This window comes from Massilia pseudoviolaceinigra (genome assembly GCF_030846505.1).
Classification (GTDB): Bacteria; Pseudomonadota; Gammaproteobacteria; order Burkholderiales; family Burkholderiaceae_D; genus Telluria_A; species Telluria_A violaceinigra.
This window is the reverse complement of sequence record NZ_JAVCWL010000013.1, coordinates 1-14,008: the sequence shown is the minus strand read 5'-3', so window position 1 is coordinate 14,008 and position 14,008 is coordinate 1. Positions and strand designations below refer to the sequence as shown.

Sequence of the window (14,008 nt, the reverse complement as noted above, 5' to 3'; positions counted from 1 at the left end):
ACGCGAGAGTATTTACACGCTGCAACATTCATTCTTCACGCATGAATGTTGCCTTGCTGAATTTCTCACCTCCCGTTATAATTGAGAATAATTCTCATTCAAAAGCCAGCCAGCACGACCGTAGCCAGCCATTGCACTCATTTTCAGGATGGCTCCATGGCGCACTACGCACCTTTCGGCCCGGCGTACGCCGGCGCCACGCACTGCATTCCCCTTCCCTTGGCCGCCGCAGTCCGTTCGGCACTCGTTTTCGCCGCTCTGGCCGGTCCCGGTGCCCTGGCGTTCGCCAGCGAGGTCGCCGACGAGGCCGTGGCGATGCCGGTGATCACGGTCGACGGCAACAGGGAAGACAACGGCTACGTCGCCAAACGCAGCGGCGCCGGCACCAAGACCGACACGCCGCTGATCGAAACGCCGCAATCGATCAGCGTCATCCCGCGCGAGCGCTTCGAGGAGCAAGGCGCGCAAACGCTGCGCCAGACGCTGAACTACAGCGCCGGCCTGGTCTCCAGCTACTTCGACAGCCGGGTCGATTCGGTCACTTCGCGCGGCGGCAATCCGGCCATGCTGCAGGATGGCGTGCAATCGAACTTCGGCAGCTACAACACCACGCGTCCCGACCCGTACACCCTGGAGCGCGTGGAAGTGCTGCGCGGCCCGTCGTCGGTCCTGTACGGCCAGGGCGGCATCGGCGGCGTGGTCAATCTGGTCTCCAAGCGGCCGATGGCGACGTCGCAGCGTGAAGTCCAGGTGCAAATCGGCAGCAACAGCCGCAAGCAGCTCTCGCTCGACATCAACCAGGTGCTCGATGCCGACGGCCACTGGCTGGCGCGCCTCGTGGCCGTGGGCCGCGACAGCGGCACCCAAGTGAACATGGTCGACGACGACCGCAAGCTGCTGGCGCCCTCGCTGACCTGGGCGCCCAACGCGAACACCTCGCTGACGATGCTGGCACTGCGCCAGGAAGACCACAGCGGCTCGATGATCGGCTTCTTTCCGTGGCAGGCCACCCTGCTGCCGTCGAAGTTCGGCCAGATCCCGACGAGCACTTTCACCGGCGAGCCAGGCTGGGATGCCTACGACACCGAACAGAGCGCGCTCGGCTACCTGTTCAGCCACCGCTTCAACGATACGCTGAGCGTGCGCCAGACCCTGCGCAAGACCAAAAGCGAAGTCGATTACCGCAGCGCCTACACCAGCTTCACCGCCGTTGCGGCCACTGGCCGGCCGGCGCGGCCCGTGTTCAACGCCGACCAGCGCACCATCAACCGCGACCTGGTGCAAAACCTGAACAACCTGGAAACGCTGCTGGTCGATACTCAATTAGAGGCGAAACTGGCCACCGGCGCGCTGCAGCACACGATCCTGCTGGGCGCCGACGTGCAGCGGGTGGAAACGCGCCAGGCCAACGGGCGCGGCGTGGCCGCACCGCTGGACGTGTACGCCCCGGTCTACGGCAACTACACCGTACCGAAGGTGCTGACCCACCTGCCGACCACCAATCTGCGCCAGAACGGCTACTACGTGCAGGACCAGATCAAATACGGCCCGCGCTGGGTAACTGTGCTGGGCCTGCGCCACGACGGCGTCACCAACGATATCGAAGGCCGCGCGGCTGCGCGCACCGACGACAGCGCCAACACCAGGCGGGTCGGCCTGCTGTACCTGGCCGACGGCGGCTGGTCGCCGTACGTCAGCTATGCCGAATCGTTCCTGCCGCTGGGCGGCGTGGACCTGAACGGCCAGGCATTCCAGCCGCAGCGCGGCGAACAGTGGGAAGCGGGCCTGAAATGGCAGCCGCCGGGCCGCAGCCTGATGACCACCCTGGCCGTGTACGACCTGCGCGACACCAACCGCAAGACCGCCGATCCCGCCAATCCGCTCAACAGCATCCAGATCGGCGAAGTGCACGTGCGCGGGCTAGAACTGGAAAGCGCCGGTAAGCTGGGCCGCGACTGGGACTGGACCGCCGGCTACGCCTATACCGACGCCACCGTCTCGCGCAGCAATGGCGCCGACAACGGCAAGCGCCTGAGCGGCATCCCCAAGCACAACGTGTCGGCCTGGCTGACGCACCGCTTCTCGATCGCGCAGCAGGATGGCTTCAGTGCCGGTGCCGGCGTGCGCTACCTCGGCTCGTCGATGGACGGCCTCGATCAGCTCGAAACGCCGGACATCACCCTGCTCGACGCCATGCTCTCTTACAGCAGCGGGCCGCTGCGCGTGGCGCTCAACGTCACCAACCTGACCGACAAAGTCCAGATTTCGACCTGCCTGGCCCGCGGCGACTGCTTCTATGGCCAGCGCCGCGCCGTCGCCCTGAGCGCCCGCTACACTTTTTGAGTACCCCTCAATGAACATGACCTTACATCCCCTCGCGCTGGCCGTCCGCTCGGCACTGCTTTTCTCGATGGCGGGCGTGGCCCACGCCGCCGCCCCCGACGCCCCGCTCGACGAAGCGTCACCGGTCAGCGTGGTCGAAATCCGCGCCGACAGGCAGGACGACAGCACCTCCTACGGCGCGCGCGCCGCCAGTACCGCCACGCGCTTCAAGCTGTCGCTGCGCGAAACACCGCAGTCGGTCACCGTCATCACGCGCCAGCGCATGGAAGACATGAACCTGACCAGCATCGCCGACGTGCTGGTGCAGACGCCCGGCATCACGGTGCAGGAAAACGACAGCGAGCGCACCGGCTTTTCGTCGCGCGGCTTCACGGTCAGTAACTTCCAGGTCGACGGCGTGGCCGCCAACTACAGCTCGGGCAACAGCGCCCTGTTCGATACCGCCCTGTACGACCGCATCGAAGTGGTGCGCGGCGCCACAGGCCTGGTGACCGGCGCGGGCGACCCGTCGGCCACGGTCAACATGGTGCACAAGCGCCCCACGCGCGAATTGAGCGGCTCGGCCTCGGTCGGTATCGGTTCGTGGGACATGCGGCGCGTAGAGGCCGATATTTCAGCGGCCCTGAACGCATCGGGCAGCGTGCGCGGGCGCGCCATTGGCGTCGTGCAGAACCGCCATTCGCACCTGGACCTGTACAAGGAGCGCAAGATCGTCGGCGGCGTGCTGGTCGAAGCGGACCTGGGCAAGGACAGCCTGCTGACCGTGGGCGCCGACTACCAGCACAACACGCCGAAAGGCACGACCTGGGGCACCACGCCGCTGTTCTTCAGCGACGGCACGCCGGCCAACCTGCCCCGCTCCTTCAACGTGGCGGCCGAATGGAGCAGCTGGGAACGCACCTACCGCCATGTGTACGCCAACCTCGAACACCGCATCAACGACGACTGGAAGGTGAAGGTCTCGTACAACCGGCTCGACTCGACCTCCGAAGGCGCGCTGTTTTACGGCGGCAGCGGCTACCCGAACCGCGACGGTACCGGGCTGGCCGTGTGGAACGGCACCTTCCCGTACGAAGAAACGCAGGATAACCTGGACCTGTACGCGACCGGCGCCTTCAATCTGTTCGGCCGCAAGCACGAGCTGGTGGCCGGCTGGAACGGCTGGCGCCGCGAAGGCGTGACGCCGGCTGTCGCCACCGAAAGCCCGCTGCCGTTCCCGCTGGTGATTCCGGACTTTCGCAACTGGACCGGCAAGGTGCCGCAACCGGTCAGCTGGCGCACGGGCGCCAGCGCGGCGGCGGTGACGGAGCAGTCGGGCGCCTACCTGGCGGCGCGCCTGCGCCTGGCCGACCCGCTGCAGGTAATCGCCGGCGCGCGCCTGAGCACCTGGAAGACGCGCACCGACAACTTCAACACCAGCGGCGACTTCGTCAACGCCACCGGGCGCTACGCCTCGAAGGACGTGCTCACGCCGTACGCCGGCGTGGTCTTCGACCTGGCGCCGAACACCTCGCTGTACGCCAGCTACAGCGATTTGTTCAAGCCGCAGAACTACAAGGACAAGGATAACAACTTCCTCGACCCGGTCACCGGCAGCAACGTGGAAGCCGGCGTCAAGGCCGAATTTTTCGGCGGCCGCCTGAATGCCGCCGTCGCCGTGTTCGAGGCCAAGCAGGACAATCTTGGCGAGGATGACAGCTCGGTGCCGCTGGGCGTCTTGCTTCCCGACGGCACCCGTCCGTACGTCTCGACCGGCAAGGGCACGAAAAGCCGGGGCGTGGAAGCCGAAGTATCGGGCACGCCGATGCCGGGCTGGCAGCTCTCGGCCGGCGCCACGCGCAGCACGTCGCGCAACGCCAAGGATGTGGTGATCAATACGATCCAGCCGCGCGACATGGTACGCGTCAGCACCACCTGGCGCCTGCCGGGCGAATGGCGCGATGTGACCGTGGGCGGCGGCGTGAACTGGCAGAGCGAAATCTACACCACGGCCACCGGGCCGGCCGGCAAGGTGCGCACCAGCCAGGCCGCGTACACGCTGCTTAACCTGATGGGCCGCTACCAGATCACACGCCAGCTTTCGGCCGGCGTGAATATCAACAACCTGCTCGACAAGACCTACTACCGCAAGGTGGGGTTCTACAACGGCGGCTATTACGGCGAGCCGCGTTCGGTGTCGGCCAATCTGCGCTATCAATATTAATCACAACCAGGATACTCCATGAAAAACCTCGCAACCACCCTCTTCGCCACGCTGCTGTGCGGCGCCTTTGCCAGCGCGAGTGCGCACCAGATCTGGATCGAACAGGATGGCAAGACCGCCGCCGTCTACTTCGGCGAATTTGGCGACAACCTGCGCGAAGCCTCGCCCGGCCTGCTCGACAAATTTGTCGCGCCGAGCGCCACGCTGATCGGCGCCGGTGCCGACCGCAAACTGAAACTGGACAAAACCGCCGGTGCGTTCGTGCTGTCGGCGCGCGCCGCCGAAGGCCAGAGCATCGTGGCCGAAGAAGCGAGCTACCCGGCCTTTGAAAAAAAGACCGGCGACACCGTGGTGCGTTCGATCTGGACTCCGGCCGCGCGGCTGGTCAACGGCAGCGCCGCGCAGCAGGCGCGCCTGACGCTCGACATCGTCCCGACCGGAAAAGCGGGCCAGTTCCAACTGAGCTACCAGGGCAAGCCGCTGGCGAAAACCAAGGTCGGTGTGGTGGCGCAGTCGGGTTGGGCCAGGGAAGCGCAAAGCGACGAACAAGGCATGGTCAACTTCAGCATGCCGTGGAAAGGCACTTATGTGCTCGAAGCGCGCCACACCGACAAAACCGCCGGCCAGCGCGACGGCAAACCGTACGACGTTGCCACCTACGTCACCACCATGAGCATGGTGCAAACGGCCGGCGCGACTGCCATCGCGGCGCCGCCGGCGGCAAAACCGAACGTCATTACGCCGTAACATGCGCCTGTCCGCCCCTCTCGCTTACCGGCTTGGCGTCGGCTCGCGCGCGCTGGCCGCCATCCTCGGCGGCTACCTGCTGGCGGCGGCGGCCAGCGCCCTGCTTGCGCTGCTGCTGCCGCGCGTGCTGGGTACCGGACGCGCGGACGCCGTCATCGGCGCGACCCTGGCCTCGTTTGCCATCTACGCCGGTGCCGTGATCTGGGTGTTCGCCGCCCGCAGCGCCACGCGCGCCTGGCTTGGCTTGCTGCTGCCGGCGGCAGGCATGGCCGCCATCGTCTATCTTTTGTACCGGAACGTCCCATGAAAGAAAACCTTCGCCAGTCCATGGCCTGGCTGCATACCTGGTCGGGCCTCCTGGTCTGCTGGGTGCTGCTGCTGATCTTCGCCGGCGGCACCGCCAGCTACTACCAGGAAGAAATCACCTTATGGATGGAGCCGGAACTGCATGGCGTGGCCGCGCACAAGGCCAGCAGCGTCGATGCCGCCGACATGGCCGTCAAGGCGCTGCAGCAGCGCGCGCCGGACGCGCAGCGCTGGTTCATCAACCTGCCGACCGAGCGCAGGGGCGCCGTGCGTATCGCCTGGACCGCGCCCCCGCCGCCCGAGGGCGCGCCGCGCAAACGCCAGCGCCTGCGGACGGCCCTGATCGATCCGGTCACCGGCGCGGCCATGGCGGAGCCACGCGACACCCGTGGCGGAGAATTCATCTACCGCCTGCACTTCGACCTGCACTACATGCCGCCGCTGACGGCGCGCTGGATCGTGGGCTTTTGCGCCATGTTCATGCTGGTGTCGATCATTAGTGGCGTCATCACGCACAAGCGCATCTTCAAGGATTTTTTCACCTTCCGGCCCAACAAGGGACAGCGTTCCTGGCTCGACGCCCACAACGCCACTGCGGTGCTGGCACTGCCGTTTCATCTGATGATCACCTACACGGGCCTTGTGACCCTGATGTTCATGTACATGCCGGGCGCCGCCCAGGTGGCATACAAGGGCGACCGCGATAGATTTACCGAAGAAGTCTTCCCGAGCGCCGGCAAGCCTGCCAAAAAGCCGGGTGAAGCGGCCGTGATGGCGCCGCTGCGGCCGATGCTGGAACAGGCCGAGCGCCATTGGGGCGGCAGCCACGCCGGCGCGATCACGGTCAATCATCCGAACCACGCCAACGCCAGCGTCTCGATCACGCGCGCGGGCGGCCGCGAGCTGTCGTACAAGCAGCCGGCGATGCAGTTCGACGCCGTCAATGGCGCGCTGCTGGCCAGCGCGGGCGACCAGCTGGCGCCGCCGGCGGCAACCCACGGCGTGATGTACGGCCTGCACGTGGCGCGCTTTGCCGACCCGCTGCTGCGCGCACTGTTCTTCCTTTCGGGGCTGGCCGGATACGCCATGGTGGCGACCGGCGCGATCCTGTGGGCGGTCAAGAGCCGGCAGACGCAGGCCAAGGCGCTCAAGGCCGGTGCGTCCATCGGCGTCGGCACGCGCCTGGTGGAGGCGTTGAACATCGGGGCGGTGGCGGGTTTGCCGATCGCCTTTGCCTGCTACTTCTGGGCCAATCGCCTGCTGCCGGTCGTGATGGAAAAGCGGGCGGAGAACGAGATTGCGGTGTTCTTTGCAGCCTGGGGTGCCGCGGCGCTGCTGGCGCAGATGAAGCCCGACCGCGCCATGTGGCGCTTGCAGCTGGCCGCCGGGGCATTCCTGTTCGGCGCGATCCCGCTGCTCAATGTATTTACGACGTCATCGCACCTCGGCGTGACCCTGCTCAACGGCCCGAGCGCGGTGGCGTGGTTCGACATCACGGTGCTGGCACTGGGGCTGCTGCTCGGTTACGGCGCGCTGCGGCTGGGCCGGGGCAAGGTGAAGAGAAATGACGTCAAGGCGCCGGCGGTTAGCGCCGGGGTCGGAGCGGCATCATGAGCGGCGTGTTGTATCTCGTCGCGGTGTTCGGACTCAGTTACGCCGGTTTCGGTGCGCTGAGCGTGGCGATGCAGCGGCATTACGCCGATATGCATGGACGCGGGCAGGAAGCCCCGCCAGCGTTACGGCGGCGTTTGCAGGCAGCCGGCGCGGGTGCGCTGGTGCTCGCGTTTGCGGCCGCGGTGCTGAAGGCTGGCGGCGGCCACGGGCCGCTGATCTGGCTGGGCGGCATGACCGCGGCGGCGCTGGCGCTGATGATGTTGCTGACCTACGCGCCGCAGCTGGTCGCGCGCCTGGCGCGGGCGACAGGCGTGGTCGGAGCAATCGCCTTCGTGTTGGGCGGGATCGCTTAGCAATCGCGCAAGGTGCGCGCCACCCCGTGGGCTACAATCGAAATCGACATTCTTAGTGCGGAGTTCATCATGAAAACATTGTTCGTGGTAATGGCGTTCCTGCTCGCGGGCTGTGTGTCCAAGCCGGCGGACATTGAACCGGTGGCCAATTTCGAGTCCGCGAAATATCTCGGAAAATGGTACGAGATCGCGCGGCTGGATCATTCTTTCGAACGTGGCTTGAGCCGAGTGACCGCCGAGTACAGCATGCGCGACGATGGCGGCATCAAAGTCATCAACCGTGGCTATAACGCCGAGAAAAAGGAATGGAAACAGTCGGAGGGCAAGGCATATTTTGTCGAGAAGCCGGACACCGGTTATCTGAAGGTGTCGTTCTTCGGTCCCTTTTACGGATCGTACATCGTGTTCGACCTGGAACGCGAGAATTACAGTTATTCGCTAATCAGCGGGCCCGATAAATCGTATTTCTGGCTGCTGTCGCGCACGCCGACAATGGATGAGGCAACAAAAAAGCGCCTGGTCGCTAAGGCCCAGGCGCTCGGTTTCGATACGTCGAAACTGATCTACGTCGACCAGAATCCGGTCAGTCAATAATCCGCAGCGAGAAATCGGTGGCCTTGATGTCCTTGGTCAGGCTGCCGATGGAAATGCGGTCCACGCCCGTTTCGGCGATCGCGCGCACACTGTCCATATTCACCCCGCCCGATGCTTCCAGCAGCGCGCGGCCCGCATTGAGCGCGACCGCGTGGCGCATCGTGGCCAGCTCGAAGTTATCGAGCAGGACCGATGTGGCACCGGCTTCGAGCGCTTCGCTCAGCTGGGCCAGGGTTTCGACTTCGATCTGGATCGATACGCCGGCGTCCAGCGCCTGCGCCGCCGCCAGCGCCTTGCCCACACCGCCCGCTGCGGCGATATGGTTTTCCTTGATCAGAATGCCGTCGTACAAAGCCATGCGCTGGTTCTTGCCGCCGCCGACCCGCACCGCGTACTTTTGCGCCTGGCGCAGACCCGGCAGCGTTTTGCGCGTGTCGAGGATGGATGCCTTCGTGCCCTCGACCACCTCGACGTAACTGCGCGTGACGGTCGCTACGCCAGAAAGCAACTGCATGAAGTTCAGCGCGGCGCGCTCGGCCGTCAACAAGGCGCGCGGTGGCGCTTCGATGGTGCAGACCACGCTGCCGGCGTTCATCAGGTCGCCTTCGGCATATTGCCAGTCGACTTCGATGCTCGGATCGAGGGCCAGCATCACGCCTTCGAACCACGGTCCGCCGCAGAGTACGGCTTCTTCGCGCACGATGACGCGGGCGCGCACGCGGGTGTCGTCGGGCACGAGCTTGCCGGTCAGGTCGCCGCTGCCGACGTCTTCGAGCAAGGCGGCCAGCAGGTTCGATTCAAAGGCGGTTTGCAGCGCCGCATCAAAAACGGCGTAAGGATTACGTAAATTGCTCATGCTGGGCCCACTCCGGAAAACAGTGTTGCTTCGTTGGCCAACGCGCTGGTCGGCAAGGCTTTGGCTTTTTTCGCGGCGGCGAAGTCGAGCATGCGGTCGATGGCGCGCACGGCTTGCTTGCCGACTTGCGGATCGACATGGATTTCGTTGCTGCCACTCTCTAACACGTCGGCCAGGTTCTGCAGCCCGTTCATGGCCATCCACGGGCAGTGCGCGCAGCTCTTGCAGGTGGCGCTGTTACCGGCGGTTGGCGCTTCGATGAAATGCTTGCCCGGCGCGGCGGCGCGCATCTTGTGCAGGATGCCGTTGTCGGTGGCAACGATGAAGGTCGTTGCATCCATCGTTTGGGCGGCGTTGATCAGTTGCGTGGTCGATCCGACCACATCGGCCAGGGCAACCACGCTGGCAGGCGACTCCGGATGGACCAGTACCCTCGCTTCAGGATGCTCGGCCTTGAGCAAGTCGAGTTCGACACCCTTGAATTCGTCGTGCACCAGGCACGAGCCCTGCCACAGCAGCATGTCGGCGCCGGTTTGCTTTTGAATGTAGGAACCGAGGTGCTTGTCCGGTGCCCACAGAATTTTCTTGCCCTGCGCATGCAGGTGGGCCACGATGTCGAGGCCGATGGACGAGGTCACCATCCAGTCGGCGCGTGCCTTGACGGCGGCGCTGGTGTTGGCGTACACCACGACCGTGCGGTCGGGATGGGCGTCGCAAAAGGCCGAGAATTCGTCCGCCGGACAGCCCAGGTCGAGCGAACAGGTCGCGTCGAGGTCGGGCATCAGGATGCGTTTTTCGGGACTGAGGATCTTGGCGGTCTCGCCCATGAACCGCACGCCGGCGACCACCAGCGTTTTTGCCGGATGATCGCGGCCGAAGCGCGCCATTTCGAGCGAATCGGAGACGCAGCCGCCGGTTTCCTCTGCCAGGTCCTGCAGGTCGCCGTCCACGTAATAGTGGGCGACGAGCACCGCCTCGCGTTCTTTCAGCAAGCGCTTGATGCGTTCCTTGAGCGCCGTTTTTTCGGCGGCGGACGGCGCGGCCGGCGTGCGTGCCCAGGCTTGCGCGGTGCAGCTCAGGCCGGCTTGAGGATGCTCGTATTCAATGGTTTTGATAGGGAGAATGTTCATGTCGGTACTATCTCACAAGAGAGAAATCGTTGCAGGAGGCCTGCCGTGAAATGGCGCGCGGGCACCTCGGTGCCCGCCCTGCCCCACAAAGCCGAACGGGACGCCAGGCGCCCCGCCCGGCCTTAGTCGATACCCTGGCTCGTCAGGTAATCTTCGTAGTTGCCGCGGAAGTCGACGATTTCGTTTTCCTTGATTTCGAGGATGCGGTTGGCCAGCGAGGACACGAACTCGCGGTCGTGGGAGACGAAAATCAGGGTGCCGGTGTATTTTTCGAGCGCAATGTTCAGCGACTCGATCGATTCCATGTCCATGTGGTTCGTCGGCTCGTCGAGCAGCATGACGTTGTGGCGGCCAAGCATCAGCTTGCCGTACATCATGCGGCCTTTTTCACCGCCGGACAGCACGCGTACCGATTTCTTCACGTCGTCGCCGCCGAACAGCAGGCGCCCGAGGATGGAGCGCACGGCCTGGTCGTCGTCGCCTTCCTTGGTCCACTGGCCGATCCAGTCGGTCAGGACCGCATCGGTGGCGAATTCCTCGGTCGGATCTTGCGGCATGTAGCCGACGTTGGCGTTCTCGGCCCACTTGACGCGGCCGGTGTCCGGCTGCAAACCGGTCAGTTCGCCACCGATCGAGCGCAGCAAGGTGGTCTTGCCGGCACCGTTGGCGCCGATGATCGCGATGCGCTCGCCGGCTTCGACCATGATGCTGAAATTCTTGAACAGCTGACGGTCGTATTTCTTGGAAATGCCTTCAACTTCCACCGCCAGGCGGTGCAGTTTCTTCTCGGCTTCGAAACGCACGAACGGATAGGCGCGCGACGACGGCTTGATGTCGTCGACCTTGATCTTGTCGATCTGCTTGGCGCGCGATGTTGCCTGGCGCGCCTTGGATTTGTTGGCGGCGAAGCGGCGCACGAAGTCTTGCAGCTCGGCGACTTTTTCTTTCGCCTTGGCATTGTTGGCCAGTTGCTGGTTGCGCGCCTGGGTCGAGGCGAACATGTACTCGTCGTAGTTGCCCGGGTACACCTTGAGCGTGCCGTAATCCATGTCGGCCACGTGCGTGCACACCTGGTTCAGGAAGTGGCGATCGTGCGAAATGATGACCATGGTCGAATTGCGGTCGTTGAGCACATCTTCGAGCCAGCGAATCGTGTTGATGTCCAGATTGTTGGTCGGCTCGTCGAGCAGCAGGATGTCCGGATTCGAGAACAGGGCCTGCGCCAGCAGCACGCGCAGCTTCCAGCCTGGCGCCACGGCGCTCATCGGGCCCTGGTGCTGGTCGATCGAGACACCGGCGCCGAGCAGCAGTTCGCCGGCGCGCGCTTCGGCCGAGTAGCCGTCGTATTCGGCAACCTTGCTTTCGAGCTCGGCCGCGTGCATGTAGTCGTCGTCGGTCGCTTCCGGATTGGCGTAGATGGCGTCGCGCTCGGAGATGGCGTTCCACAGCTCGGTGTGGCCCATCATGACCACGTCCAGCACGCGCATGTCTTCGAACGCAAACTGGTCCTGGCGCAGCTTGCCCAGGCGCTCGTTGGTGTCGAGCATGACAGTGCCGCCCGATGGCTCGAGGTCGCCACCGAGGATCTTCATGAAGGTCGACTTGCCGCAACCGTTCGCGCCGATCAGGCCGTAACGGTTGCCGTCACCGAATTTGACGGAGATGTTCTCAAACAGCGGCTTGGCGCCGAACTGCATCGTGATGTTAGCTGTGGATAGCATGCTGGATTGGGTCTTTTGCGAATGGAAACGGGCGCTGAGCGCTAATCGACCATTATACAATATGCGCCGCCCGCCGCTGTACATCGCATCGAAAACAATGGCTTGGCGCGCACTCTGCGCGGGCTGCCCGGCCGCGGCCTGAGCCGGCCGCGCCGCCAGGATCGTGGCCGGGTTTGCTCCGCCGTGCTTGCCTCGACGCTCTAGTCCACCGTCCTCGATTTTTGACTGTGCTGCACATCCGTACCGCTCAACCGACGTTTCCGTTCCTCACATTTCCGGCGTCGCGCGACATCTCGTGCATAGCAGAAGTTCCCCCGATTCCTTTGTTCGAAAACAGCTCCCACTTATGCCAGCTTAATCGATAGAAATCCGTGCTCTGTAAGGCGAACATGGCGCTCTGAATGGGAGTCGATATGAATATGAAACTGGTGTGGAAAACTATTTCAGCTTTCCTGGTACTCAGTCTGGCAAGCGCTGGGGCCACCCCGGTAGCGCCTGTTGAGAGCCCGGCGCTTACCATAAAAACACAGGAGAAGCGCTCACCTGAAAACGATGCAATTTTTTACACAACGGCTAAGCTCGCCCTGCAGCTGGCTCAACAAATCGAACGCACGCTTGTAAACGGGAAGATTCAGTCTCAGACCCGGCCAGACGGGAGCGTCGGGACATATCTTTACGGACACGATGGGCGCTTCCAAGGAATCACATACGCTGATGGCAGGGCCCTGTCGGCCATCTGCGATGAAAGCGGAAACATTAAGCAATTCTGGAAACCGGATCTGGGCGAAAAATTGTTTTTGGGAAGAATCCGGTGATTATTACGGACCGAAAAAATCAAGAGCTTAGGAACCATTTCGCAATTGAAATGGGAATGTCAGCGCTGATAGAACAGAAGCTGGAAAGAAGTGACGGCGGCGTTGGCCATCCCGGCTGCGTAGAGCGCAGCCCGATTCCCTGTATCGCTAAGGTGCCCGCCGACGGAGGGGGCGGTGGCGGGCACCATCGCAAGCCATCAGACGACGGTGGTGTCAGCAGCGGGAAAGAATATGGCGGGCCGTCTAAGACCTTTGCGCAATGGTCTCAAGATCCACCAAAGTGCGTAACCGAGCTGTGCATTCCCAGCGCTACGCGGATGGACTACATCTGCACCGTTACAAGAGCTAACAAACAACGTCGAGAAAAATGCAGGGTAGGAGCAGCTGTGTTTTATAAACGATGCTCAGACGGTTGTCATACAGGTGATCGGAGGTGGCTGGAAGACTGGGGAAGGACCAAGGGAAGCTAGTTGTTAATACCAATTATGCCATCAGAAGCGCGCTATGAATCAAGAATTGCCGACCGTCAAATGTTGGGTTTGATTTTAACTCAACATTATACTTCTAGCCAGATTTACTTTTTAAATGCTTAGCAGCGTCTGCTGCTGGTGATTGTTTCAATATTGCCTGCACATCAACTCCCCGGTCGGGCATGCCCGCCTTTGATTACCTCCCGGAAAATATATTCCGCCCCCCCTCCTGAATAATCGAAAGGCGCGCTGCGGCAATGCCGATCACGGATGCAGCCAGGGTTGCTGGCCGCTTACCTCGTTCGCACCCCGGCGGGCAGAAAAAACAACAGTAAAGACCATAGTTGTCGCAATTTCCCGGGATAGATGTAACACTGAAACATCTTGCCGTTCAATCCGCGCTCAATCGATGTCGACATAAGGGTCGCAATTGACGGCATTCATGAGCTTTAATAATTCCTGATGTCCATCGTCAGCAGACATGGATATTGGCGCGCCCAACGGGCACGTATCATGCCCTTGTTTCATAACATAGTGGAGAAATCATGATTATTAATAACATCCTGCGCACTGCCAGTGTCCTGCTGATTTCAGCGAGCTTGCACAGTTCTGTATTCGCTGCGGAGCGCGGCACCGCTGAAGAGGCAACGGCTCTCGTCAAGAAAGCGGTCGCTTATCTCGAGGCCAATGGCAAGGACAAGGCATTTGCCGATTTCAGCAATCCGAAGGGCGCATTCGTCGATCGTGATCTGTATATCTTCGTCATCGACATGGACGGTTTGGAGTGGGCCAACGGCGCTAATGCCAAGATTATCGGCAAGAATGTGCTGGAACTGAAGGACGCCGATGGAAATAC

Annotated in this window: 12 protein-coding genes; 9 read left to right on the top strand and 3 right to left on the bottom strand. The window is 62.9% G+C overall.

What is annotated here, in order from left to right; genetic code table 11:
* Positions 1-156: 156 nt before the first annotated feature.
* From RBA40_RS14180 to RBA40_RS14150, 7 genes are read left to right on the top strand one after another with little or no spacing between them, the layout of a single operon-like run.
* A complete protein-coding gene (locus RBA40_RS14180) occupies positions 157-2,343 on the top strand; it encodes a TonB-dependent siderophore receptor (protein WP_306648465.1) in 2,187 nt (728 codons plus the stop codon).
* A 10-nt stretch (positions 2,344-2,353) separates the two neighbouring features.
* Positions 2,354-4,546, top strand: coding sequence for a TonB-dependent siderophore receptor (locus RBA40_RS14175; protein WP_306648464.1), 2,193 nt, complete (start codon positions 2,354-2,356; stop codon positions 4,544-4,546).
* A gap of 18 nt (positions 4,547-4,564) precedes the next feature.
* Complete coding sequence (locus RBA40_RS14170; RefSeq protein WP_306648463.1) at positions 4,565-5,293, top strand: DUF4198 domain-containing protein; 729 nt, start codon at positions 4,565-4,567, stop codon at positions 5,291-5,293.
* A gap of 1 nt (position 5,294) precedes the next feature.
* Positions 5,295-5,600: a DUF3649 domain-containing protein gene (locus tag RBA40_RS14165; protein ID WP_306648462.1), complete on the top strand. Its 306-nt coding sequence runs from the start codon at positions 5,295-5,297 to the stop codon at positions 5,598-5,600.
* Positions 5,597-7,213 carry a PepSY-associated TM helix domain-containing protein gene (locus RBA40_RS14160; protein WP_306648460.1) on the top strand — a complete coding sequence of 539 codons (1,617 nt, stop codon included), beginning with the start codon at positions 5,597-5,599 and terminating at the stop codon, positions 7,211-7,213. The genes RBA40_RS14165 and RBA40_RS14160 overlap by 4 nt, the downstream gene beginning before the upstream one ends.
* A complete protein-coding gene (locus RBA40_RS14155) occupies positions 7,210-7,566 on the top strand; it encodes a DUF3325 domain-containing protein (protein WP_306648459.1) in 357 nt (118 codons plus the stop codon). Before RBA40_RS14160 ends, RBA40_RS14155 begins: the two co-directional genes overlap by 4 nt.
* A 12-nt stretch (positions 7,567-7,578) precedes the next feature.
* Positions 7,579-8,160 (top strand): lipocalin family protein, encoded by a 582-nt coding sequence (locus RBA40_RS14150; RefSeq protein ID WP_445352052.1) that lies wholly within the window; start codon positions 7,579-7,581, stop codon positions 8,158-8,160.
* Here the strand turns inward: RBA40_RS14150 and nadC are convergent.
* The 3 genes from nadC to RBA40_RS14135 form a co-directional block, all read right to left on the bottom strand.
* Positions 8,150-9,016 carry a carboxylating nicotinate-nucleotide diphosphorylase gene (gene nadC / locus RBA40_RS14145; protein ID WP_099878956.1) on the bottom strand — a complete coding sequence of 289 codons (867 nt, stop codon included), beginning with the start codon at positions 9,014-9,016 and terminating at the stop codon, positions 8,150-8,152. The genes RBA40_RS14150 and nadC overlap by 11 nt on opposite strands.
* Positions 9,013-10,146: a quinolinate synthase NadA gene (gene nadA / locus RBA40_RS14140; protein WP_306648458.1), complete on the bottom strand. Its 1,134-nt coding sequence runs from the start codon at positions 10,144-10,146 to the stop codon at positions 9,013-9,015. Before nadA ends, nadC begins: the two co-directional genes overlap by 4 nt.
* Before the next feature lie 122 nt (positions 10,147-10,268).
* The gene (locus RBA40_RS14135) at positions 10,269-11,867 is read right to left on the bottom strand and encodes an ABC-F family ATPase (protein WP_306648457.1); all 1,599 of its coding nucleotides are present in this window, start codon (positions 11,865-11,867) and stop codon (positions 10,269-10,271) included.
* A gap of 413 nt (positions 11,868-12,280) precedes the next feature.
* Here RBA40_RS14135 and RBA40_RS14130 point away from each other — a divergent pair, with 413 nt between their 5' ends.
* Complete coding sequence (locus RBA40_RS14130) at positions 12,281-12,682, top strand: RHS repeat domain-containing protein (protein WP_306648456.1); 402 nt, start codon at positions 12,281-12,283, stop codon at positions 12,680-12,682.
* A 1,015-nt stretch (positions 12,683-13,697) separates the two neighbouring features.
* Positions 13,698-14,008, top strand: a 311-nt coding sequence (locus tag RBA40_RS14125) for a cache domain-containing protein (RefSeq protein WP_306648455.1), incomplete at its 3' end; no start/stop codon positions are given.